This is a genomic window from Ottowia sp., from assembly GCF_047975795.1.
GTDB lineage: Bacteria > Pseudomonadota > Gammaproteobacteria > Burkholderiales > Burkholderiaceae_C > Ottowia.
Genome location: NZ_JBKEEE010000101.1, coordinates 12,298 through 37,307 on the forward strand (window position 1 = coordinate 12,298; position 25,010 = coordinate 37,307).

Consider the following 25,010-nt stretch of genomic DNA (forward strand, 5'->3'; position numbering starts at 1 on the left):
TACTTAAAACGCCTCCAACGACAGCGCCGTCACGCTGTCTGCCCCGTCCACGATGGCATCGCGCACGCCAGGGATGCGCGTGAGAATGTGGTCGGCATAAAAGCGCGCGGTGATGATCTTGGCCTGCATGAAGGCCGCGTCCTGGCCCGCAGCCAGTTGCTTTTCAGCCGCCAGCAGCGCACGGCCCAGTTGCCAGCCCGCCACCAGATTGCCGGTGAGCAGCAGGTAAGGCACGCTGCCTGCATAAGCGGCGTTGGGGTTGGTTTTGGATTGCGCAGCAATGTAGTCCACCACGTCAAGGAACGCCTTGCGCGCCACACCTAGGCGCTGGGCAACGGCTTTGGCGTCGGCGCTGCCTGTGGCGAGCAGTTCTTTCTCGGTACCTTCGATCTGCGCCGCAATCGCTTTAGCGGTCTGTCCACCATCACGTGCGGTTTTGCGGCCCACCAGATCGTTGGCCTGGATGGCGGTGGTGCCTTCGTAAATGGTCAGAATCTTGGCGTCGCGATAGTACTGGGCCGCGCCGGTTTCTTCGATAAAGCCCATGCCGCCGTGCACCTGCACGCCCAGGTCGGTGACCTCCAGACTCATCTCGGTGCTGTAGCCCTTGACCAGCGGCACCATGAATTCGTAGAACGCCTGGTTTTGCGCACGCACCGCTTTATCGGTGTGGTGGTGGGCCGCATCGTAGGCGGCAGCGGCAGTGCTGGCCATGGCGCGGCAGCCTTCAGTCAGCGCGCGCATGGTCATCAGCATGCGGCGCACGTCGGGATGGTGAATGATAGGGGCCGCGCCTTTGACGCTGCCGTCCACCGGGCGGCTTTGCACGCGCTCATTGGCGTATTCAACCGCTTTCTGGTAGGCCCTTTCGGCCACGGCCACACCTTGCATGCCCACGGCATAACGGGCCGCGTTCATCATGATGAACATGTATTCTAGGCCACGGTTTTCCTCACCGACGAGATAACCCACGGCACCACCGTTGTCACCGTATTGCAGCACCGCCGTGGGGCTGGCCTTGATGCCCATCTTGTGCTCGATACTGACGCAATACACGTCGTTGCGATCGCCCAGACTGCCGTCTTGTTTGACCATGAATTTGGGCACCACGAACAGGCTGATGCCCTTGACGCCCTCGGGCGCGCCCTGCACTCGCGCCAACACCAGATGGACGATGTTGTCGGCCATGTCGTGGTCGCCGTAGGTGATGAAGATCTTGGTGCCAAAAACCTTGTAGGTGCCATCGGGCTGCGGCTCGGCGCGCGAGCGCACGGCAGCCAGGTCGCTGCCCGCCTGCGGCTCGGTCAGGTTCATGGTGCCGGTCCATTCGCCGGAGATCAGCTTTTCAAGATAGGTGGCTTTCAGCGTGTCGCTGCCTGCCGTCAAAAGCGCTTCGGTCGCACCGTCGGTCAGCAACGGACACAGGGCAAAGCTCATGTTCGCCGAGTTGAGGATTTCCACGCAGGCCGCACCAATGGTTTTGGGCAGGCCCTGACCGCCAAAGTCGCTCGGGTGCTGCAGGCCCTGCCAGCCGCCTTCGGTGTACTGTTTGTAGGCTTCTTTAAAGCCCTTGCTGGTGGTAACCGACGTGCCGGAATGGGTGGACGGTGCCTTGTCAGCCTCGAAGTTCAGCGGTGCCAGCACTTCTTCGTTAAAGCGTGCGCATTCTTCCAGCACGGCCTGGGCGGTTTCCAACCCTGCGTCTTCAAAGCCAGGAATGGCGCTGACCTGGTCCAGGCGCGCCAGATGCGCCATGTTGAACAGCATGTCTTTGACGGGGGCCTTGTAGCTCATGGGGATCTCCTGATGGCTGAATGATTGATGCAATGAAATATGAAAAAGGGCATCACTGATGGATGCCCTGCGGGTGTGTAATGCAGCGCCCGAAGACAGGGCGCGCGCAAGATCAAAGGGCGTTGACCAGCTCCGGCACGGCCTGGAACAAATCAGCTTCCAGCCCATAATCAGCCACGCTGAAGATGGGTGCCTCAGGGTCTTTATTGATGGCCACGATGACCTTGCTGTCTTTCATGCCCGCCAAATGCTGAATGGCGCCCGAAATGCCTGCGGCAATGTACAGTTGCGGCGCGACAATCTTGCCAGTCTGGCCGACTTGCAAGTCGTTCGGCGCATAGCCCGCGTCCACCGCCGCGCGGCTGGCACCGATGGCAGCTCCCAGCTTGTCGGCCAGCGGGGTCATGACTTCATTGAACTTCTCGGCGCTGCCCAGCGCGCGGCCACCGGAGACGACGATTTTTGCGGCGGTCAGCTCGGGCCGGTCACTCTTGGCGATCTCGGCACCGACGAAGCTGCTCTTGCCGCTGTCGGCAGCCGCTGCCACGGTTTCCACCGCCGCACTGCCACCGGTGGTGGCGGCCGCATCAAAGCCGGTGCTGCGCACGGTGATGACCTTGGTGGCGTCGGCGCTCTGCACGGTGGCGATGGCGTTGCCGGCGTAGATCGGGCGCTCGAAGGTGTCGGGGCTGTCGACCTTGGTGATGTCGGAGATCTGCGCCACGTCCAGCTTGGCAGCCACGCGGGGGGCGGTGTTCTTGCCGCTGGCGGTGGCCGGAAACAGGATGTGGCTGTAGTCCTTGGCGATGGCCAGCACCTGGGCGGCCAGGTTCTCGGCCAGACCGTGGCCCAGGCTGTCGCCGTCGGCGTGCAGCACCTTGGCTACACCGGCAATTTGTGCAGCGGCCTTGGCAACTTCGCCCGCGTTGTGGCCTGCCACCAGCACGTGCACGTCGCCCCCGCAGGCAGAAGCGGCGGTGACAGTGTTGAGGGTAGCGCCCTTGATGGTGGCGTTGTCGTGTTCGGCGATAACAAGTGCAGTCATTGTCGTAAGTCTCCTTAGATCACCTTGGCTTCATTTTTCAGCTTGTCGACCAGCGCGGCGACATCGGCTACTTTGACGCCTGCACCACGCTTGGGTGGCTCGGCCACTTTCAGGGTTTTCAGGCGCGGGGCCACGTCCACGCCCAGTTCGTCGGGCTTGACGGTATCGAGTTGCTTTTTCTTGGCCTTCATGATGTTGGGCAGCGTGACGTAGCGCGGCTCGTTCAGGCGCAAATCGGTGGTGACCACCGCAGGCAGACTAACGGACAGGGTTTCCAGACCACCATCGATCTCGCGCGTGACCTTGGCTTTGTCACCTTCGACTTCGACTTTGCTGGCAAACGTGGCTTGCGGCAGATCGGCCAGCGCAGCCAACATCTGGCCGGTCTGATTGGCGTCATCGTCAATGGCCTGCTTGCCCAGGATGATGAGCTGGGGTTGCTCTTTGTCGACCAGGGCCTTGAGCAGCTTGGCCACTGCCAGTGGTTGCAATTCTTCAGCCGTTTCAACCAGAATGCCGCGATCCGCGCCAATGGCCATGGCGGTGCGCAAGGTTTCCTGGCATTGCGTGGGGCCGCAGGAGACGGCGATCACCTCAGTCACCACGCCTTTTTCTTTCAGGCGCACAGCTTCTTCAACGGCGATTTCGTCAAACGGGTTCATACTCATCTTGACGTTGGCGATGTCCACGCCCGTCTGGTCGGACTTCACGCGCACTTTCACGTTGTAGTCCACCACGCGCTTGACGGCGACAAGTGCTTTCATGGATTTGTCTCTCCTAGAGGATGGTTGTCCTGATTGTTCTGAATCAGGAAGATTGAAATGGATGCGACCCATTCTAGAGGCCGAAATACGGGTTGCGGCTTCACACCACAAAAAAGTACGGTCGTTCTTTTTGAACTGTGATTATAGGCAGCCTCATCGCCTGTCCTTGCAGTCACCGACTGTCACTGACTCTTGGGCGACACCTCGGTGCGCGCGGGCGCAGGCTCGGGATCGGCCACGCTCTCGGGCAGCGGCGCATGCGTGACGTGCAGCACCCGCTGCGGAAACGGAATTTCAACCCCATGGGCGCGCAACTTGCTTAGGATGGCCCGGTTGAGATCAGAACGCGGACGGCCCAGGCCGTTTTGCGGATCACCCAGCCAGTAACCCACCGTGAAATCCAGCCCATCAGCCCCAAAACTGGTCAGCAGCACGGCAGGCGCAGGATCGCGCAGCACACGGGGCTGCCCCAGCGCGGCTTCGGTCAGCAGGCGATCGACCAGCTCGATATCGCTGTCGTAACCCACCGATACGGTGGTGCTCTGGTACACCTGCGCATCCGACAGCGACAGGTTTTCCACCACGTTGGTCATCAGCGTTTCGTTGGGCACGATGGCCTCCACCCCAGCCAGCGAGCGGATCACGGTGTAACGCGCACGGATGTCCGACACGCGCCCTTCTACGCCATCCACGCGCACCATATCGCCAATGCGCACACTGCGTTCGGCCAGCACCATGAAACCACTGATGTAATTGGCGGCCAGCTTTTGCAGCCCCAGACCAATGCCCACGCCGATGGCACCGCCCAACACCGACAGTGCCGTCAAATCGATTCCCACCGCCGACAGCCCCAGCATCAAGCCCACAAACACCATGCTGGCGCGCACCACGTTGGCGATCACCTTGCGCACCGACAGGGTGGTACCGGTGGCCGAGCGCAGCAACCTGTCTTCAATGCTGGACGACGCCCATAGCGCCAGCAGCATCAAGGCCCCGGCAGTCAATGCGCCTTCGATCAAGGTGCGCACCGACAACTGGGTGCTGCCCACTTTCCAGGCAATGCCGTCCAGAAAATCCAGCGCCATGGGCAGCACCCCGGTCACCCACAGCGCCATCGCCACCCAGACCATCCAGGAGATGGTGCGCTCCAGCACGCGCACCACCGCATGGCTTGGAAAAGCCGCGCGCAACACCGTCACTCCGGTGCGGATCACCGCCAGCGCGATCAGCATGGGCAGTGCCACCCGCAGCACCGGCGTGGGCTGCCATTGCAACAGCACCACGCGGGCCATGTAGGTCAACGCCAGCCACAGCAGCGGAAACAGCACGCCCTTCAAACCCTTGCTGCCCAGCAAGATGTCCACCCGCTGTGCATCGATCCGGTGCACATCGCTCTGGTGTGTGTCCATCCGGCGCGTGTCAGCCGACTGCGCACCCTCATGCAATGCGGCGTTGCCTCCTGGCGCTGCCACACCCGCCGCCTGCACGCTGGCACGAGCGCGGCGCAGCGCCATCACCACCAGCCACGCCAGCACACCGCAGGCAAGCAGCACCAGCACGTCGGCCAGCACGCCTTGCTGCGTGACCACCTGCCACCACTGCGACCAGTTGTCGATGTACAGCACGGGCGCGTTCGCACCCCCAGCCACTGCGGGTGCCGATGCCGATACCGCCGTTGCCGCGCTTACTGCCGCCACGATGGTGCTCGTTTCTCCATGAAGGCTTGCACGCCTTCTTGCGCCACGTCCAGCATCATGTTGCAGGCCATGCTTTGGCCCGCCAGTTGGTAAGCAGCTTCAATACCCAGTTCGCGCTGGCGGTAAAACATCTCTTTGCCGCTGGCAATGGCCTCGCGTGGCTTGGACAGAATGGCGGCCACCAAATCGTCCACCGCCACATCCAGCTCAGCCGCAGGCACCACGCGGTTGACCAACCCACGCGCGCGCGCTTCGTCAGCACTGATAAAGCCGCCAGTCAGCAGCATTTCCATCGCCTGCTTGGGTTGCATGTTGCGCACCAGTGGCACGCTGGGCGTGGCGCAGAACAGGCCCACGTCGATGCCATTGACGCCAAAGCGCGCCTCCTGCGCAGCCACCGCCAGATCGCACTGGGCCACCAGTTGACAGCCCGCTGCCGTGGCCAGGCCCTGCACGCGGGCGATAACCGGAATGGGCAGCTTCAACAGCGACAGCATGGCCCGGCTGCATTGGGCAAACAGCGCCTGATAGTAGTCAAGCTGCGGGTGGGCCTTCATCTGCTTCAGGTCATGCCCCGCGCAAAACGCCTTGCCTTCGGCGGCGATGACCAGCACGCGCGCACCTTCATCGGCAGCGATCAGATCGATCTGGCGTTGCAGCTCGGCCAGCATGGCCTGGCTCAACACATTGAAAGCCTTGGGCTGATTTAACGTCAGCGTATGCACCCCACGCGCATCGCGCTGGTGGTGCAACGGTGCATCGGCATGTGAATCAGGAGATGGCGTGGTCATGACAAACCTCCGGGTCAAAAACTGCCCGGGCACGGTTTGGCCGGGCTTTGAAAACTTCAAAAACAACAGCTTCCAGCGCTTCGTGCAACTGCGCTGAAAGTTGGTTTACATATAAAGTCAAACGTCGGCCAGCACCCTCAGATGCGCTTCGACGCTGCGCGCCAGCGCACTCAGGTTGTAGCCGCCTTCCAGGCAACTGACGATGCGGCCCTGGGCATAGCGTGCAGCAATGTCCTTGATACGCATGGTCATCCAGGTGTAGTCGGCCTCAACCAAGCCCATCTGGCCCATGTCGTCTTCACGGTGAGCGTCAAAACCGGCGCTGATGAAAATTAACTCAGGTCGGTGCGCTTCCAGTTGCGGAATCCACATGGCCTCGACCAGCTCGCGGATGTCCATGCCCTTGGTGTAGGCAGGTACCGGACAGTTGATCAGGTTGGCGTCGCTTTTCTGCGCGCCGCCTTCAGGGTAGAACGGGTGCTGAAAAAAGCTGCACATCAAAATACGCTCGTCGCCCGCCACGATATCTTCGGTGCCGTTACCGTGATGCACGTCAAAGTCGATGATGGCCACGCGCTTTAAGCCACGACGTTCGCAGGCGTATTTTGCGGCCACCGCCACGTTGCTGAAAAAACAAAAACCCATCGCCTGATTGCGCGTAGCGTGGTGGCCGGGCGGACGGGTGCAGCAAAAAGCGTTTTCCAGCTCACCGCCCAACACTGCGTCCACCGCATCAATGGCCGCACCGGCCGACAACAGTGCCGCGTGGTAAGTGGCACTGTTCATCGACGTGTCGGGATCCAGCGAGTAATGATCCGGCCCGCCGGCGGCCATGTCTTCCAGCAAAATATCGTGCAACCCGCGCAGTGCCGCCACGTGGCGGCGCCCGTGCGCCAGCAGCAGCTCGCCCATGGCGGCGGGCGTGGCCTCGCGGCGGTCCAGCGCATCGACCACACCGGTAATCAGCAGACGGTCTTCAATCGCGTCCAGCCGCTCGGGGCATTCGGGGTGGCCCGCGCCCATCACATGTTTGCGGCAATCGGGGTGTGTGAAATATCCGGTTCTGCCCACGCTCGTCTCCTGTTCTCACGATACAAAATTAAATATCAGTTACCTTCTCAGTATGAACGTCACACAAAAAATCCATACCGTGCTCAACCAGCTTAACACGGTGATGGCGGGTAAACCCGAACAGGTCAGCGACAGCGCAACCTGCTTGCTGGCAGGCGGCCACCTGCTGATCGAAGACGTGCCGGGTGTGGGCAAAACCACGCTGGCCCACGCGCTGGCCCGCACCTTTGGGCTGGAGTTTGCGCGCGTGCAGTTCACCGCCGACTTGATGCCCAGCGATTTATCGGGTGTGTCGGTGTACGAGCGCGGGCAAGAACGCTTTGTGTTCCACCCCGGCCCCGTATTCACCCAAGTGCTGCTGGCCGACGAGATCAACCGCGCCAGCCCCAAGACGCAAAGCGCGCTGCTGGAAGCGATGGAAGAAAAGCAGGTCACCGTCGAAGGCGAAACACGTCCCTTACCCTGGCCGTTTTTCGTCATTGCCACGCAAAACCCGCACGATCAGTTGGGCACCTATGCGCTACCTGAGTCGCAGCTCGACCGCTTTTTAATGCGCATCAGCCTGGGCTACCCGGAGCGCGCGGCCGAGCGCGATTTGCTGGCAGGTGCCGGACGCCGCGACATGCTGGCCACGCTGCCCGCCGTGCTGAACCAGACCGACTTGACCGCGCTGCAACAGGCGGTGGATCAGGTGCATGTAGCCGCCCCGCTGCTGGACTACGTGCAAGACCTGATCGGGGCCACACGCTCAGGCCGTTGGTTCTTGCAAGGGCTGTCGCCGCGCGCAGGCATTGCCCTGGTACGGGCAGCGCGGGCCAAGGCGCTGATCAACGGGCGCGACTATGTGGCCCCTGACGATGTGCAAGCCATCTTGCCGCAATGCGTGGCGCACCGCATGGTGCCCGTCAGCGACGCCGGGCGTGGTGCGGTCGAGCAAGTGCGTGCCATGATCGATGCGGTGCCGTTGAAATGATGCCCAAATGACGCCCCTCGGTGCGCCTGCGGCGGTCGCTGGACTGGCCTGCTTCGCCACCCTGTGATAACGGGCACTGATCGCGGCCACAAAACCTGATTTGACACATCCATCCAACTCCATGTCCACCGCCCCTGCTGCCTCCACTGCCGATGCCGCCGCCCTGCCCTGGTGGGCGCTGCGCGCGCGCTGGCAACAGCGGGTGCGGCGCTGGTTTTATGCCCGGCTGCCGCGCACCGACAGCCTGCAACTGACGCAGCGCAACGTCTACATCCTGCCCACCCGCGCGGGCTGGATGCTGGCAGCCACACTGCTGGTGCTGCTGATTGCGTCCATCAACTACCAGCTCAACCTGGGCTACCTGCTCACCTTTTTGCTGGCCGGTTGCGCAGCAGCGGGCATGGTGGTGTGTCACGGCACCTTGCGGGGGCTGGGACTGCATCTGCTGCCACCCACCCCGCTGTTTGCTGGCGAGCTGGCGGTGCTGGAGATCAAGCTGGCCAACCAACGCCGAACGCCGCGCTACGCCATCGGCATGGCGCTGCTGGATACGGCGCACTGGTCATGGGCCGATGTGCCCGCCCAGGGCGAGGCCACGGTGCAGATCAGCTTCAAACCGACACGGCGCGGTCTGCACCCCGTGCCTGCACTGACCGCTGAAACCCGTTACCCGCTGGGCACCTTTCGCGTCTGGACGGTGTGGCGGCCTGCCGCCCAGGTGCTGGTGTACCCCGCGCCTGAAGCCCACCCACCCGCGCTGCCACCGGGCGAGCCGCGCGCCGGGGCGGGCCTGGCCGGTGGCGCACGCAGCACAGGCGAATTTGACGGCGTGCGCGCCTACCAGCGCGGTGACCCGATGAAGCTGGTGGTGTGGAAAAAATTTGCCAAATCAGACGAGCTGGTCTCGCGCGACACCGAGCACATGCAGCGGCAAGAGCTGTGGCTGGACTTTGCGCGCGTGGGTTCGCTGGACGTCGAAGCGCGCTTGGCGCGTCTGACCGCCTGGGTGCTGGTGGCCGATGCCGCCGGGCTGGATTACGGCTTGCGCCTGCCGGGTGTGGAAATCAAGCCAGACTCGGGCGTGGTTCAACGACTCAAGTGCCTCGAAGCACTGGCCAGCGCATGAAAAACCCCTTCGCCCATTTGCCGCGCGAAACGCGTGACACGCTGTTTTTGCTGGTGGTGGTCGGCTGGGTCATCCTGCCCCAGGTCAGCCACCTGCCGGTGTGGTGCAGCGTACTGGCAGGCGCGCTGCTGCTGTGGCGAGGCTGGCTGGCACTCAGCGGACGACCACTGCCGGGGCGCTGGTGGCTAGCGGGTTTGTTGCTCGCCGTCATGGCCGCCACCTGGGTTACGCACGGCAAATTACTGGGGCAAGAACCCGGCGTGACCATGGTGGTCAGCCTGCTGGCGCTGAAGACGCTGGAGATGCGCGCGCGGCGCGATGCGCTGGTGGTGTTCTTCCTCGGCTTTTTTACCATGCTGACCAATTTTTTCTACTCGCAGTCGCTGTTGGTGGCCACCGCCATGCTGGTGGCGCTGCTGGGGCTGCTGACGGCGCTGGTCAATGCCCACCGGCCCGTGGGCCAGCCCAGCTTGCGCGAATCGGCCACCACCGCCGCCAAGATGGCGCTGGCCGGGGCACCCATCATGCTCGCGCTGTTTGTGTTCTTCCCGCGCTTTGCGCCGTTGTGGGGTGTCCCCGGCGACGCCATGGCGGGCCGCACCGGCTTATCGGCCGAAATGGAAGTGGGCGCAGTGGCACAACTGGCGCTGGACGAAGGCATTGCCTTGCGCGTCCGGTTTGATGGCAATCCCCCGCCGCAAAGAGACCTGTACTTTCGCGGTCCGGTGTTGAGCTGGTTCGATGGCCGCCGCTGGACAGCCGGGGCCGATCGGCAAGACCAAGCCACGCTGACCCCCGGCCCCGGTGACTTGCAAGTCAGTGGCGAGCCGGTGCGCTACGAAGTCACGCTGGAGCCCAGCCATCGCCCCTGGCTGCTGACGCTGGACGCCACCCCGGCCAGCCCCACCCTGCCCCAGGGCATGCGTGCCCGCATGACGGCCGATTTGCAGTGGATGCGCTACCGCCCCGTGACCGATTTGCTGCGCTACCGGGTCGAAAGCTATCCGCAGTTCCGCTACGGCCTGCTGGGCTGGGACAAACGCCCCCGGCGCGATCTGGCCAATTACCTGCGCCTGCCCAACGGCTTCAACCCGCGCACGCTGGCGCTGGCCGAAGAGTTGCGCCGCCAAACGCCGGAGGGCGACAGCATGGCGCTGGTGCGCGCCGCATTGGAGCGCCTGCGCACCGGCGGCTACACCTATACGCTGGAGCCGGGCGTGGCAGGCCAGCACACGGCCGATGAATTCTGGTTCGACACCAAAATGGGCTTTTGCGAGCACATCAGCTCGGCCTTCGTGATCCTGATGCGCGCAGCGGGCGTGCCCGCGCGCATCATCACCGGCTTTCAGGGCGGTGAGTTGAACGGCGTCGACGGCTACTGGGCCGTGCGCAACGCCGACGCCCACGCCTGGGCCGAGGTCTGGCTGGCCGAGCGCGGCTGGGTGCGCGTTGACCCCACCGGGGCCGTGATGCCAGGGCGCGTGGGTCAGTTCCAACGCCTGCGCGCGCCCGACGGGGCGCTGGCTGGTGCCGTGGGCCGCCTCAGCCCCACCATGCTGGCCCAGTTGCGCGCCACCTGGGAGGCCATAAACAACGGCTGGAACCAATGGGTGCTCAATTACGCCCAGAGCCGCCAGTTCGACATGCTCAAAAACCTCGGCTTTGAAAGCCCCAGTTGGCAAGACCTGGCCAAGCTGCTGGGCGGCCTGCTGGCCGTGGTGGCTTTGGCAGGGGCCGCCTGGGCGCGCTGGGAGCGCAGCCAGCATGACCCCTGGGTGCGGCTGTTACAGCAGGTGCGCCGCCGCCTGACCCTGGCCGGGGTGCAAACCCCACCCAATGCCCCACCACGCGAGCTGGCGCGCCACGTGCGTGCCAGCGCCTTGCCGCCCGAGCTTCAGCACCCTTTAAGCAACTGGCTGCTGGCGCTGGAGCAGCAGCGCTACGCCCCACCAGGCCATGCGGGCCAGTCCGCGACACTGGCTACACTTCAGCGCGACCTTCGCCAACTGAACTGGCCGCGCCAGCCTGCCCCTTCGCCATGAACACCCGTTTTTTTCGCCAGCCTTTGACAGGGCTGCTGATTGCTTCTTTTTTTATAGCTGCTTGCGCCATACCCACCGGCACCAGCGCCCAAAAACGTTCGCAATCCAGTCGGCAGACCGATGCGGCGGCAGATCGCAGCTACCTGTTGCGGAGTGACGCCATGCGCTTTGCGGCCGACATGGCCCAACGCCAGCGCCTGGACGCCGAATGGGTGCGCAGTGTGATCGGCCAGGCGCAATACCTGCCCAAAGTGCCACGCCTGATGCTGCCCCCAACCCGCGGCACCGCTAAAAACTGGCGCGCCTACCGCAGCCGCTTCATCGACCCCACACGCATTCGCGCGGGCGTGCGTTTCTGGCAACGCAATGCCGCCACGCTGGCCCGCGCGCAGGCCGAATTTGGTGTGCCGCCCGAAATCATCGTTGGCATCGTCGGCGTGGAAACCATTTACGGCCAGATCATGGGCAACTTCCGTGTACTGGATGCGCTGGCCACGCTGGCATTTGACTTCCCCGCCGCACACCCACGTGCGGCGGCGCGGCAAGCCTATTTTCAAAGCGAGCTGGAAGAGTTTCTGTCGCTTGCCATGCGCACCGGCATGGACCCCACCGAGCCATTGGGCAGCTACGCCGGAGCCATGGGCATGCCGCAATTCATGCCGTCGAGCTGGCGCAAATACGCCGTGGATTACGACGGCAATGGCCGTATTGACCTGTGGGGCAGCGAGGCCGATGCGATTGGCTCAGTCGCCAACTACTTCAAAGGCTACGGCTGGCAGCCCGGCCAGCCCACCCACTACACCATGCGTCTGGCTGCCGATGCCGACATGGCCACACTGATGGCCCCCGACATCCTGCCCACGTTCAGCCCCACCGACTTCAATGCCCACGGTGCGCTGCTCGGCGCAGACGGCCTGGCTCACGTCGGCCCACTGGCGCTGATCGAGCTGCAAAACGGCGACCCCACTAAGGCCGCCAACCAGCCCAGCTACGTCGCGGGTACACAAAATTTTTACGTCATCACCCGCTACAACTGGAGCAGCTACTACGCCATGGCAGTGATCGAGCTGGGTGATGAAATAGCCGCCGCTTTACCACGCTGACGCCGCAGTGCGCCAGGAGCGTGCGCGGCAGAAGCTGCATCGGCTGCAATGCACGAAAAAACGGTCCATCACGGTGCTACCTCCTGCACCCATAGCTCGACTATGGGCTTGTCGGCATCACCACGCTGTCCTCGTTTTTCGCGTATTTCGCTTCGATGTCTTCTGCCGCCCACACTCCTAACCATCCACTGGCTGGGTGGGCGTATCCAGCAGCAACTGGTAAAACGACAAATCCAGCCAGCGGCCAAACTTGAATCCCACCTGCGGCAGTGTGCCCATGTGCTGAAAACCCAAGCGCTGGTGCAGCGCCACGCTGCCCGCGTTACTGGCGTCCACGCCACCGACCATGGCGTCGACATCGTTGTGGCGCGCCGCCTCGATCAACGCCTGCATCACTTGCCGCCCCAGACCAAGGCCACGATGGTCTTGGTGCACGTACACCGAATGTTCCACGGTGTACTTGTACGCAGGCCAGGCTCGAAAAGGGCCATAGCTGCCAAAAGCCCGCAGCGTTCCGCGTTCATCTTCTACGCCAATGGCGGGAAAACCATCTTGTTTTTTGGCATCAAACCAGGGGGCCATGCTTGCAAGCGCGCGCGGCTGATAGTCGTACAGCGCGGTGGAGTTCAGGATGGCTTCGTTGAAGATGGTCAATATCGCGCTGGCGTGCCGCTGGTGTGTGCACTGCACCAGCGTGGACGATGTCACCGCACCAGCCTTCATTCAACCTAGATCCAGCAGTTGACCGCTTGTGTTCTTCGTGAAAGCCGCATGAATACGCAATTTTCTGCTCTTTCCCAAGCTCACCTTGGAGGCCAAGGCGCACCGCACCCATTGGCACCCATTGGCACTGCGCTCGCCGCGCGATGCGGCGTTGCTCGTCCTTGCGGGCAGCCAACCCGCAGCGTCCTCGCGTCTTGCCTGGCACGCCCATCTCAGCACCATCGGATGCGTCCAACTGCCGGATCCAGGTTCAAACCGCCAGTCAGGCGGCAGGCACCAGAAAATCGCGGCTGATGTGCGCGCCCAACTGGTTCACGCGCTCCAGAAACTGCGTCAGAAAAGCGTGCAGCCCGGTGGCCAGAATTTCGTCGATGTGGGCGTATTGCAAATCAGCCCGCAGGCGTCCGGCGTGGCGCATGGTGCGGCCCTCGTCTTCAGCCCCGACGGCGCTCAGGTTGCGCATCACGCCGGTCATGCAGTGGTGGATGGAGCGCGGCATCTCGGCGCGCAGCATCAGCAACTCGGCCACGCGCGCGGGCGTGATCACGTCACGGTAGACCTTGCGGTAGATTTCAAAACCGCTCACGCTGCGCAGCACAGCGGCCCAGTGGTAGAAGTCGTTTTCCTGATTGCGCTCGCCGCTGCTGCCGTAAAAATCGTTGGCCACGGCGTGAAACTTCACATCCAGAATGCGGGCGGTGTTGTCGGCGCGCTCCAGGTAAGTGCCCATGCGCAGGAAGTGAAAGGCTTCGTCCTGCATCATGGTGCCCAGCGTGACGCCACGCGAGACGTGCGAGCGGAACTTGACCCACTCAAAAAACTCACGCGGATCGCGCTCGAACGCGCCTTGCCTGCGCAGGCGCAGGATTTCCAGCCAGGTATCGTTTTGCGCTTCCCACGCCTCGGTGGTCAGTGCGCCACGCACGGCGCGGGCGTTTTCGCGTGCGGCTTTCAGGCAGTTGAAGATGGACGCCGGGTTCAGCTCGTCCAGCACCATGTACTGCATCACGCCCTGTGGGGTGACTTCGCCATAGCGGCTGGTGTAGTCGGGCAGCAGCTCGCTGAGCGAGAGCACGCCCAGCCAGCCGGTTTCCGACACCGCCGCCGATTGCGGCAGCATCGAGGTTTCGTAGTTCACATTGAGCATGCGGGCGGTGTTTTCCGCGCGCTCGGTGTAGCGGGACATCCAGAACAGGTGATCAGCAGTACGCGAGAGCATGTTTTTAGTCTTTCAGGTCATGGGTTCGACAAGCGGCATCAGGGCATCGACGACGCGCGCACTCAAACCTCCAAAATCCACGTGTCCTTGGTGCCCCCGCCCTGCGACGAGTTGACCACCAAAGAGCCTTCTTTCAGCGCCACGCGCGTCAGCCCGCCAGGGGCCATTTGCACCTCGGTGCCCGACAGCACAAAGGGACGCAAATCGATGTGGCGCGGCGCGATACCGCTTTCCACATAGGTGGGGCAGCTTGACAGGCTGAGCGTGGGCTGGGCGATGTAGCCGTCTGGCCTGGCGATCACAGCCTGGCGAAACTCTTCAATCTCGGCCTGGGTCGATGCCGGGCCGACCAGCATGCCGTAGCCGCCTGCGCCATGCACTTCTTTGACCACCAGATCCTTCATGTTGGCCAGCACGTATTTCAGGCTGTCGGGTTCGCGGCACATGTAAGTGGGCACGTTTTGCAAAATCGGTTTTTCGCCCAGATAAAACTCGATCATCTTGGGCACATAAGGGTAGATCGACTTGTCGTCGGCCACGCCGGTGCCCACCGCATTGCAGATGGTCACGTGGCCCGCGCGGTAGGCGCGCATGATGCCCGCGCAGCCCAGCGATGAATCAGGACGGAACGCCTCCGGATCCATGAAGTCGTCGTCCACCCGGCGGTAAATCACGTCCACCCGCTTGGGGCCGCGCGTGGTGCGCATGTAAACAAAATCTTCCTTGACGAACAGGTCTTGCCCCTCGACCAACTCCACACCCATTTGCTGGGCCAAAAAAGCGTGTTCAAAGTAGGCGCTGTTGTACATGCCGGGCGTCAGCACCACCACGGTGGGCGCGGCAATGCCCGCCGGGCTGCTGGCGCGCAGGGTTTCCAGCAACAAATCGGGGTAATGCGCTACTGGGGCCACACGGTGGTTGGCAAACAGGCTGGGAAACAGCCGCATCATCATCTTGCGGTTTTCCAGCATGTAGCTCACGCCCGAGGGCACGCGCAGGTTGTCTTCCAGCACGTAATACACGCCTTTGCCCTGATCGTCAGCGGCGCGCACGATGTCGATGCCCGAGATGCTGGAATACACGTTATTGGGCAAGTCCACGCCCTGCATGATGGGGCGGTATTGCGCGTTGTTCAGCACTTGTTCTGCGGGCACCACACCGGCTTTGAGAATTTCCTGATCGTGGTACACGTCGTGCAAAAAGCGGTTGAGCGCCGTCACGCGCTGCACCAGCCCGCGCCGCATTTCGCGCCATTCGTCGGCGGGGATGATGCGCGGGATCAAATCGAACGGGATCAGCCGCTCGGTGCCCGAGCCATCTTCGTCTTTGGCCCCATACACCGCGAAGGTGATGCCCACCCGACGGAAGATCAACTCGGCCTCGTCACGGCGCGAGCGCATCAGCGTATCGTCTTGGCCCGCCAACCAACTGGCATAGCTGCGGTAGTGCGCGCGCACCGCTGCGCCTGCCACCGGGCTGGCCGCGCTCTGGGCTACGGCTTCGTACATTTCGTCAAACGGGTGCATGTCCTGAATTCTCCTGACGCTTGTTTCTCATAACGTTTTTTTTCACCACTACAGCATAGCAAGTCGCGGGCCATCACTTTGGCTGTGCGCTTTTTTTATTGCACTCTTCACTGCATTGGCCACGTCTGTGCCGGTGGGGGCTGATGCCACCAGTAGCGGCGTGCCTGCTGGCGCTCGCACCGCACCACATCGGGGCGTGCACTGTGCCAGTGCATTGCACCGCAGGCGGGCGAATCCAGCAGCCGCACACCATGCGCACTGTAGCGTGCCGTCACGCTGATCGCCGGGTGTCCAAAACGGTTGCGGTACCCCGCCTGCACCCAGCCCCAACGCGGGCGCGCCGCTTGCAGCAACGCCGCGCTGGACGAAGTGCGGCTGCCGTGGTGCGGCACCAGCAGCACATCCACGGGCGGCGCTTGCGCCAGATCAAGAGCCAATAGTCGCTCTTGCGCGGCTTCCAGGTCACCCATCAGCAAGACACTGGCTCCCGTGTCGGCCTCCACTCCGGCATTGGCACTTCGCACGTGCAACACGCAACTCAAGGTATTGGGTTTGGGCTTGGGCCTGCGGGCATGGACATCGGCATAGGCATGCGCTGCCGGATGCAGCATTTCAAAGATCACGCCATCCCATTGCCAGCCTTGCCCAGCCTCACAGCCGGTCATGGCGTGCGCACTGTGCAGCGGGTGGCCATCTTCAATCGACGACAGCACTGTCGCCTGCGGCTGCATGGCCAGCACCGCCCCGGCACCGCCAGTGTGGTCGCTGTCGCGGTGGCTCAGCACCAGGGTGTCCACACGCTCGCCCAAAGCGCGCAGCAAGGGCACCAGCACGCGCTGACCAGCGTCGCTGTCTTGCGAATAGCGCGGCCCGGCGTCGTACAGCAGCGTGTGCGTGGCCGTGCGCACCAGCACTGCCGTGCCCTGCCCCACATCAGCGGCCAACAGAGCGAATTGCCCCGGCGCTGGCCGCGGCGGCTGCCACAGCAGCAAAGGCATCATCAACGGCACACCCAGCAAACGCAACGGCCACGGCCCGCGCAAAGCCAGCAGCACACCGCCCGCCACGGCCACCACACCCAATATCAACGGCGCGGCAGGCAGGGACACCGTGGCCCATGGCCAGGTCGCCAAAGCTTGCAGCAGCGCAGCCAGCGGCGTCAATGCCCACACCGCCACCTGCCACAGCGGTGCCCACCCCACGCCCAACAGCGACAGTGGGGTGACCAGCAGCGTCACCCACGGAATGGCCACCAGATTGGCCAACAGCCCCACCAGCGACGCCTGCCCGAACAGCAGCAGTGTCAGCGGCGTCAGCACGGCGGTCACCACCGCCTGCTCGCGCAACAATTGACCCAGCCGCGCACGCATGTCCGATGGCGCTGCGCCGTCAGCCCTTGCGTCATCAGCCCTTGCATGGCTGGCAAACAGCACCCCCACCGCCACAAAACTGAGCCAGAAACCCGCTTGCAGCCAGGCCCACGGGTCCAGCACCAGCACCACGGCACACGCTAGCAGCCAACCCATCCACCACGGCCAGCGCAGCCCCGCCAGCCTGAGTGCGGCCAGCGCCGCCAGCATCAGCACCGTGCGCTGCGCGGGCACACCCCAGCCGCTGAACAGCGCGTAGCCCGCCGCCAGTAACACACCGCCGATCAAGGCAGCATGGGGCGCGGGCAACCACAGACACGGATTCAGCCGAGGGTTGATGCGTCCAAGCCAGCGCCAGCGCGCGCTGCGTCGCCACACCCAGCCGACCAGCGCAATGGCCAGCCAGGCGAACATGGTGATGTGCAGCCCGCTGATGCTCATCAAATGCGCCACGCCAGTGGCGCGGAACACGTCCCAGTCCGCCCGTGCGATCACGTTCTGATCGCCCGTGACCAGTGCCGCCACAATGCCACGCAAGCGTTCATCACGCAGCCGCTGTGGACCATCCGCTGCCTCATCGCCTGAAGCGCTCTGCCCCAGAATGCGGTCGCGCACCCGCTGGCGCCAGCGCTCCACCGGGTGCGCCACGGCGCGCGCCAGCAGGCGCGGTGGCGCATCAACCCGGCCCGTGCGCACATAACCGGTGGCCCGCACACCCTGCTCCCACAGCCACAGCTCGTAGTCAAAGCCGTGGGGGTTCAGATTGCCGTGCGGCGCTTTCAGCCGCACGGTGAAAGCCCAGCGATCACCCGCGCGCCAGTCAGGATGGGCCGTCCCCTGCGGCGCTGCGTACCACGCCAGTTGCACATAGCGCGGCAGTGTGACCGGGCGGCCCGCGTGCGTGGCGTGCTCAACGTCAAAGCGCCAACGCCAGCCCGTGCTGCTGCGCTGGGGCATGCGACTGATCACCCCCGTCACCTGCACGTCCTGGCCTTCCAGCGCAAGGGGCATGGCCTGTGCCTGCACCCGCACCGCCCGTGCGCCCGTGGCCGCCCACGCCATGCACGCTGCCGCCAGCAGCCACCACACGGCCATGGTGCGCACCCGGCTTCGGTTGATTCGCGCCGCCACCGCCGCTGCCAGCCCCCACAACGCTACTGCGCCATACGCCTGTCCAGACCACAGCGCAGGCTGCTGCAATTGCAGCGCCGTGCCCGCCACCCACCCCAGCATGGCCGCCGCCAGCGCCCAGCCCCAGCGCCGGGCATGCTGATCCGAAGCGAATCCTGAAGCGGGTCGTTGACGATCCATCAAAACCACATATTTCTACATATTTGATAGCTTTCAGCGCTTGCCTATCAAGCGCCAGAGGCCAGTTTGATGCATAAAACAATTCCTTGGGACAGCAGGCTGCGCCTTGGTCAGCAGGTCAAGCAGGCTGCGCACAAATATTGCTAGGATGAAAGCGTAACCCGGCTTTTGCTGACTCTGTTTTACCCCTTCACTCCAGCCCCACCCCACCTTCAACCTTCAACTTCCCGCCTTCACTTTCCATGTCCATCCACGCCGCGCTGCAACACATCACCCATTACCGCTACGACCGTCCGGTGCAACTGGGCCCGCAACTGGTGCGCCTGCGCCCTGCGCCGCACTGTCGCAGCAAGATCATCTCCTACTCGCTCAAGGTCGAACCGGCCCAGCACTTCATCAACTGGCAGCAAGACCCGTTTGCCAACTGGCAGGCGCGGCTGGTGTTCCCGGAAAAGACCACCGAATTCAAAGTCACCGTCGATCTGGTGGCCGAGATGGCGGTGTACAACCCGTTCGACTTTTTTCTGGAGCCTGAAGCCGAGCACTTTCCCTTTGCCTACGCCCCGTTGCTGAAAGAAGAACTCGCCCCCTATCTGGCCAAGGACACGCCAACACCGCAGTTCAGCCAGTACCTGCAAGGCATCGACCGCCACCCGCAGCGCACCATCGACTTCCTGGTAGGCCTGAACCAGCGCTTGCAGCACGACATCGGCTATCTCATCCGCATGGAACCCGGTGTGCAAACGCCTGAAGAAACGCTCACCAAACGCAGCGGCTCGTGCCGCGACTCGGGCTGGCTGCTGGTGCAACTGCTACGCCACTGTGGGCTGGCAGCGCGCTTTGTCTCGGGTTACCTGATCCAGCTCAAGGCCGATCAAAAGTCGCTCGACGGCCCCAGTGGTACCGAAGTGGATTTCACCGACCTGCACGCCTGGTGCGAGGTTTATTTGCCCGGCGCCGGCTGGATCGGGCTCGACCCCACCTCGGGCCTGCTGGCCGGCGAAGGCCACATTCCGCTGGCCTGCACGCCCCAACCCTCGGGCGCAGCGCCCATCGAAGGCCTGATGGAGTCGGCCGAGGTAGCGTTTGAGCACCACATGCAGGTCACGCGCATCCACGAATCACCGCGCGTCACTCTGCCCTACAGCGACGCGCAGTGGCAAGCCATCCTGAAGCTGGGCGACGAAGTTGATGCGCAGTTGAAGGCCGACGACGTGCGCCTGACCATGGGCGGCGAGCCGACCTTCGTCGGCATCGACGACCGCGACGGTGCCGAATGGAACACCGCCGCCCTGGGCCCCACCAAGCGCGTGTTCGCACTCGATTTGCTGCACCGCCTGAAAAACCGTTACGGCCCCAACGGCTTCCTGCACCTGGGCCAGGGCAAGTGGTACCCCGGCGAGCAACTGCCGCGCTGGGCGCTCAGCCTGTTCTGGCGCCCCGACGGTCAGCCCCTGTGGCGCAACCCTGCGCTGCAAGCCGACGAACGCCAGCCGCACCACGCCAAGGCCGAAGACGCCCAGCGCTTCATCCACGCGCTGGCAGAGCGGCTGGGCGTGGGTGCCGACACCATCCGCGCCGGTTACGAAGACCCGTGGCACTACATCCAGGCCGAACGGCGTCTGCCCGTCAATGTCGACCCGTTCGACTCACGTCTGGACGACGAGCAAGAACGCGCCCGCCTGCGCCGCGTATTCACCCACGGGCTGGACAAGGCCATCGGCTACCTGCTGCCGCTGCAAGCCAGCTCGCAACTGGCCGCACAGCCCGACTTCATGCCCGGCGTGCCCGCCGCCCAGCGCCCGCGCTGGCTCACCGGGCGCTGGTGGCAGCGCGACGACCGGCTGTACCTGATGCCAGGCGATTCGCCCATGGGTTACCGCCTGCCGCTGGCCAGCCTGCCCTGGGTCAGTGATGACGAGTTGCCGCGCGCCTATCCCAAAGACCCCTTCGATCCGTCCGTGGCCGACGAGCTGCTGCTGGACGCCGACGACGGTCAAACTTCAGGTTCAGTGCATCCCGAAGACCGCACCCCGCAACGCCACGAATCAGCCCGCTGGGTGCCACGCACCGCACTGTGTGTGGAAGTGCGCGACCCGGTGCGCTCGCACACGGCCGATCCGGCGCTGCCCGACATCGAAGGTGATGACGAACAGGCCCAGGCGCGCCGCGCCGCCCGCAGCGCGCACCAGGCAGCAGTGGCCCAATATGCGCTGAAGGCTGGGCAATCGAGCATCCTGTACGTCTTCATGCCGCCGCTGGACGCGCTGGAAGACTATCTGGCGCTGGTCAGCGCCGTGGAAGACACGGCAGAAAAACTGCAACTGCCGGTGGTGCTCGAAGGCTACGGCCCGCCACGCGACCGCCGCGTGCGCATGCTGCAAATCACGCCCGACCCCGGTGTGATCGAGGCCAACATCCAGCCCGTAGACAACTGGCGCGATTTGGTCGACAACACCGAGTTTTTGTACCAACAGGCGTTTGAAAGCCGCCTGTCGGCCGAAAAGTTCATGACCGACGGCCGCCACATGGGCACCGGCGGCGGTAACCACTTCGTGCTGGGCGGCGCGACGCCGAATGACAGCCCTTTTTTGCGCCAACCCGAGCTGCTGGCCAGCCTGATTCTGTACTGGCACAACCATCCCTCGCTCAGCTACCTGTTCAGCGGCCTGTTCATCGGCCCCACCAGCCAGGCCCCGCGCGTGGATGAAGCGCGCAACGACCAGCTTTATGAGCTGGAAATTGCGCTGCAAGAAATTCACGCCGCCCGCCAGCGCCATGGCGAGGCGATGTTGCCGTGGCTGGTCGATCGCAGCTTGCGCAACATCCTGATCGACGTCACAGGCAACACCCACCACAGCGAGTTTTGCATCGACAAGCTGTATTCGCCCGACTCGGCCACCGGCCGCCTGGGCCTGCTGGAAATGCGCGCCTTCGAGATGCCGCCGCACGCGCGCATGTCGATTGCCCAGCAATTGCTGATGCGCGCGCTGGTGGCGCGCTTTTGGCGCACGCCGTACACCGCCCCGGCTGCGCGCTGGGGCACGCAATTGCACGACCGCTTCATGCTGCCCGCCTACATACGGCAAGACTTTGACGACGTGATCGACGATCTGCGCCGCGCAGGTTTTGCGTTCGACAGCCAATGGTTTGCGCCGCACTTCGAGTTCCGATTCCCGGTGGTGGGAGAGCTGAACGTACTGGGCATGCAAATCACCCTGCGCAACGCGCTCGAACCCTGGCACGTCATGGGCGAAGAAAACACCGGCAGCGGCACCGCGCGCTATGTCGATTCGTCGCTGGAGCGGCTGCAAGTGCACGTGCGTGACTTCAACCCCTCGCGCTACGCCATCACCTGCAACGGTCAGGCGCTGCCCTTACAGGCCCTGGGTGCCGAAGGCGACTATGTGGCGGGCGTGCGCTTCAAGGCGTGGAACCCCTGGTCGTCATTGCACCCCAGCATCCAGCCGCACGGGCCACTGGTGTTTGACGTGTTCGACACCTGGAATGGCCGCTCGGTCGGCGGCTGCCAGTACCACGTGGCCCACCCCGGCGGGCGCAACTACAGCACTTTCCCCGTCAACGCCTACGAGGCTGAAAGCCGCCGTCTGGCGCGCTTTTTCCGCACCGGGCACACCGCAGGCACCATGGCTGTGCCTGCGGCCACGCTGCACCAGCCGGGTTCGCGTGAATTTCCGTGCACGCTGGACTTGCGGCGTGCCGCCGCATGGCGCATGTGAACATACATTGACGAAGAAAGTTTCGCGCAGTAGCAGCGGGCGTCAATGCGACAATGGCGCCCGCCCGAATCGGCACCATGATGGTGCAGGCCTGCTCAACCCCCAAACGCTGTGAACGCTTTGTCTTCGCCATCCAACCCGTTTTCGTTTGCCGAACAAGGGCATTTTGATGAACTGCTTGGCACACCCCACGACGACAGTGTCAACTGGTCAGACCGCACGCGCTTTGCGCCTGTCTGGCAAGACTTTGCCAGCTACCTGAGCGCCGACCCCGGCGCAGAGCTGGATCGCCGCGCCGCCCGTTTACGCCGCCAGTTGCGCGAGCACGGTGTGACCTACAACGTGCGCGCCGACGACGCCAACCTGCAACGGCCCTGGCCGCTGGATCTGTTTCCGCTGCTCATCACGCCGGGCGACTGGCAGCGCATCGAAGCCGGGGTATTGCAGCGCGTGCGCGTGCTGGACGCCATCATGCGCGACATGTATGGCGAGCGCCGTCTGCTCAAAGACGGTCTGCTGCCCGCCGCTCTGGTACAAGGCCATCCCGAATACCTGCGCGCCATGCACGGCATGCCTGCGCTGGGCGGCATGCACCTGCACACCGTGGCGTTTGATCTGGCGCGCGGCCCGCAAGGCTTTTGGTGGGTGGTCACCCAGCGCACGCAAGCGCCGTCGGGCCTGGGCTATCTGCTGGAAAACCGCCTGAGCGTATCTGGCCAGTTTCCCAACGCCTTTCAGGGCATGCGCGTGCGTCGTCTGGCCGATACCTATCGCCGCTTTATCAACGCCATCAAACGCATGGCCCCGCACAGCGATGGCGACGCCCACATTGCCTTGCTGACGCCCGGGCCGTACAACGAAACTTATTTTGAACACGCCTATCTGGCGCGTTACCTGGGTGTGACGCTGGCCGAAGGCAGCGACCTGACGGTGCGCAACCAGCGGCTGTTCCTGAAAACCCTGCGTGGCTTGCAGCCAGTACACGGCCTGATCAAGCGCATGGACGACGCTTTTTTAGACCCGCTGGAAATGCGCCCCGAATCGCGCCTGGGCGTGCCCGGACTGATGCAGGCCGTGCGCGCGGGCAACGTACTGGTGGCCAACACGCCGGGCGCGGGCTTTCTGGAGTCCAGCGCCTTGTTGGGTTTTTTGCCCGCACTGGCGCAGCATTTGCTGGATGAAGAACTCAGCTTGCCGGCCTTGCACACCTGGTGGTGTGGCGAGCCTGCGGCCATGCGCGACGTGCTGCCGCAACTGGGCCGCTGCGTCATCAAACCCACCTACCCCTGGTCCACCAGCCGGGGCACCTTCAACGTCGGCGTGGGGCCACTGATGAGCACCGAAACGCTCGATTCTTGGCGGGCCAGCATCCAGCGCACACCCGAAGAGCACACGGTGCAGGCTTATCTGCCACCGTCGCAAATGCCCACCTGGGTTGACCACGAATCAGGTGGCCGGATCCAGCCACGCGCGGCCATTTTGCGCGTGTTTGCGCTGTGCGACGGCCCCGGTTCATGGCGCGTGTTGCCCGGCGGCATGACGCGGCTGGTGGGCGGCAGCGCAGGCATGGCCACCATGGCATCGGGCGGCAGCAGCACCGACACCTGGGTGCTGGGCGAGCTGCGTCCGCCCGATGCGGCCGAAGCTGACCAGGGCGCAGGGCTGGCTGCCATCACGCCCGAATCCACCACCCTGGTGCTGCGCGAACGCCTGATCACCAGCCGCGCCGCCGAAAGCCTGTACTGGCTCGGCCGCTACACCGAACGGGCCGAAAACAGTTGCCGTCTGGCCGAAATCATCCTGGAAACCCTGCACGGCGACGAAGACCCATCGCCCGCCGTGCTGATGTGGCTGGGCCAGATGGCCGAGGCCGCAGGCCTAGTGCCTGAAGACGGCACCTCACCCCTGCAAGACCAGGCCGAATTTGAACGCCTGCTGCTCGACCACCTGGGCGACACCGGCAGCGACACCCCCGGCATGGGTCACGCCCTGAGCGCGCTGCGCCAAAGCGCGACAGCGGTGCGCGAGCGCATGTCCACCGAGCACTGGAACGCCGTCAAGGACGCCGAAGAAAGCTTTCTCAGCGAAAGCCAGTCGCTGCGCGGGGCCGGTCTGGGTGCCGGTGCCGACGCCCAATTGGTGCTGGCCCAACTGTCGCGCACGCTGTCGGCCGTCACCGGCTTGCAGCAAGACCGCATGTGGCGCGACGACGGTTGGCGCATGCTCACCGTGGGTCGACTGATCGAGCGGCTGATTTGGCTGAGCGAAGCGCTGTCCAAAGGCTTTTACACCAACGCCGTGCACGATGCGGCGGGTTACGCCGTGGTGCTGGATCTGTTTGATTCCACCATCTCATTCCACGCCCGCCACCAGCGTAGCCGGGGCATTGCCGCGCTGATTGCCCATCTGGCGCTGAACCGACAAAACCCCCGCTCGATCGGCGGCGTGATCCACGATCTGCAAACCCAACTGGCCCAACTGGACGCCAACGAACCCGAAGACCTGCAAACTCTGGCGCCGCGCCTGCAAGTGCCTGAAGGCACGGCGCTGCCCCGCCTGTGCACACACGACGGCATTGGCGATTTCATTCACCTGCAAGCCTGGCTGCAAGGCCAGATCGAGATCGGCGTCGGCCTGTCGGACGACATCGGGTTGCGCCACTTTTCACACACGGGCGACGAACGCCGCAGCCTCGGCGCTTGATATCACCTCAAT

The 25,010-nt window shown here is 63.9% G+C and carries 16 protein-coding genes; 6 read left to right on the forward strand and 10 right to left on the reverse strand.

Going from position 1 to position 25,010, the window contains the following annotated elements:
* Positions 1-3: 3 nt before the first annotated feature.
* From ACK5NW_RS15050 to ACK5NW_RS15075, 6 genes are all read right to left on the reverse strand, one after another.
* Complete coding sequence (locus tag ACK5NW_RS15050; RefSeq protein WP_416929520.1) at positions 4-1,794, reverse strand: acyl-CoA dehydrogenase; 1,791 nt, start codon at positions 1,792-1,794, stop codon at positions 4-6.
* A gap of 112 nt (positions 1,795-1,906) precedes the next feature.
* On the reverse strand, positions 1,907-2,839 hold the full coding sequence (locus ACK5NW_RS15055) for an electron transfer flavoprotein subunit alpha/FixB family protein (RefSeq protein WP_416929522.1): 933 nt from the start codon (positions 2,837-2,839) through the stop codon (positions 1,907-1,909).
* A 14-nt stretch (positions 2,840-2,853) separates the two neighbouring features.
* The gene (locus ACK5NW_RS15060) at positions 2,854-3,603 is read right to left on the reverse strand and encodes an electron transfer flavoprotein subunit beta/FixA family protein (RefSeq protein WP_416929524.1); all 750 of its coding nucleotides are present in this window, start codon (positions 3,601-3,603) and stop codon (positions 2,854-2,856) included.
* A gap of 182 nt (positions 3,604-3,785) precedes the next feature.
* Positions 3,786-5,300, reverse strand: a complete 1,515-nt coding sequence (locus ACK5NW_RS15065) for a mechanosensitive ion channel family protein (RefSeq protein ID WP_416929526.1) — start codon at positions 5,298-5,300, stop codon at positions 3,786-3,788.
* On the reverse strand, positions 5,288-6,091 hold the full coding sequence (locus ACK5NW_RS15070; RefSeq protein WP_416929528.1) for an enoyl-CoA hydratase: 804 nt from the start codon (positions 6,089-6,091) through the stop codon (positions 5,288-5,290). Before ACK5NW_RS15070 ends, ACK5NW_RS15065 begins: the two co-directional genes overlap by 13 nt.
* Positions 6,092-6,208: 117 nt before the next feature.
* A complete protein-coding gene (locus tag ACK5NW_RS15075) occupies positions 6,209-7,162 on the reverse strand; it encodes a histone deacetylase family protein (protein WP_416929530.1) in 954 nt (317 codons plus the stop codon).
* A 52-nt stretch (positions 7,163-7,214) separates the two neighbouring features.
* Here ACK5NW_RS15075 and ACK5NW_RS15080 point away from each other — a divergent pair, with 52 nt between their 5' ends.
* The 4 genes from ACK5NW_RS15080 (at position 7,215) to mltB (ending at position 12,406) form a co-directional block, all read left to right on the forward strand.
* Complete coding sequence (locus ACK5NW_RS15080; RefSeq protein ID WP_416929532.1) at positions 7,215-8,135, forward strand: AAA family ATPase; 921 nt, start codon at positions 7,215-7,217, stop codon at positions 8,133-8,135.
* 121 nt (positions 8,136-8,256) lie between these two features.
* Positions 8,257-9,261 (forward strand): DUF58 domain-containing protein, encoded by a 1,005-nt coding sequence (locus ACK5NW_RS15085; RefSeq protein ID WP_416929534.1) that lies wholly within the window; start codon positions 8,257-8,259, stop codon positions 9,259-9,261.
* Positions 9,258-11,303, forward strand: coding sequence for a transglutaminaseTgpA domain-containing protein (locus ACK5NW_RS15090; RefSeq protein ID WP_416929536.1), 2,046 nt, complete (start codon positions 9,258-9,260; stop codon positions 11,301-11,303). The genes ACK5NW_RS15085 and ACK5NW_RS15090 overlap by 4 nt, the downstream gene beginning before the upstream one ends.
* A complete protein-coding gene (mltB, locus tag ACK5NW_RS15095; protein ID WP_416929538.1) occupies positions 11,300-12,406 on the forward strand; it encodes a lytic murein transglycosylase B in 1,107 nt (368 codons plus the stop codon). The genes ACK5NW_RS15090 and mltB overlap by 4 nt, the downstream gene beginning before the upstream one ends.
* A 177-nt stretch (positions 12,407-12,583) precedes the next feature.
* On the opposite strand, the gene ACK5NW_RS15100 is transcribed toward mltB, so the two are convergent.
* From ACK5NW_RS15100 to ACK5NW_RS15115, 4 genes are all read right to left on the reverse strand, one after another.
* Positions 12,584-13,129 (reverse strand): GNAT family N-acetyltransferase, encoded by a 546-nt coding sequence (locus ACK5NW_RS15100; RefSeq protein WP_416929540.1) that lies wholly within the window; start codon positions 13,127-13,129, stop codon positions 12,584-12,586.
* A 262-nt stretch (positions 13,130-13,391) separates the two neighbouring features.
* Positions 13,392-14,348, reverse strand: coding sequence for an alpha-E domain-containing protein (locus ACK5NW_RS15105; RefSeq protein ID WP_416929542.1), 957 nt, complete (start codon positions 14,346-14,348; stop codon positions 13,392-13,394).
* A gap of 62 nt (positions 14,349-14,410) precedes the next feature.
* The gene (locus ACK5NW_RS15110; RefSeq protein WP_416929544.1) at positions 14,411-15,874 is read right to left on the reverse strand and encodes a circularly permuted type 2 ATP-grasp protein; all 1,464 of its coding nucleotides are present in this window, start codon (positions 15,872-15,874) and stop codon (positions 14,411-14,413) included.
* A gap of 107 nt (positions 15,875-15,981) precedes the next feature.
* Positions 15,982-18,555: a DNA internalization-related competence protein ComEC/Rec2 gene (locus tag ACK5NW_RS15115; protein ID WP_416929546.1), complete on the reverse strand. Its 2,574-nt coding sequence runs from the start codon at positions 18,553-18,555 to the stop codon at positions 15,982-15,984.
* A 242-nt stretch (positions 18,556-18,797) separates the two neighbouring features.
* Between ACK5NW_RS15115 and ACK5NW_RS15120 the strand changes: the two genes are divergently transcribed.
* Positions 18,798-22,295 carry a DUF2126 domain-containing protein gene (locus ACK5NW_RS15120; protein WP_416929548.1) on the forward strand — a complete coding sequence of 1,166 codons (3,498 nt, stop codon included), beginning with the start codon at positions 18,798-18,800 and terminating at the stop codon, positions 22,293-22,295.
* A gap of 111 nt (positions 22,296-22,406) precedes the next feature.
* Complete coding sequence (locus ACK5NW_RS15125; RefSeq protein ID WP_416929550.1) at positions 22,407-24,998, forward strand: circularly permuted type 2 ATP-grasp protein; 2,592 nt, start codon at positions 22,407-22,409, stop codon at positions 24,996-24,998.
* The last annotated feature ends 12 nt before the right edge of the window (positions 24,999-25,010 follow it).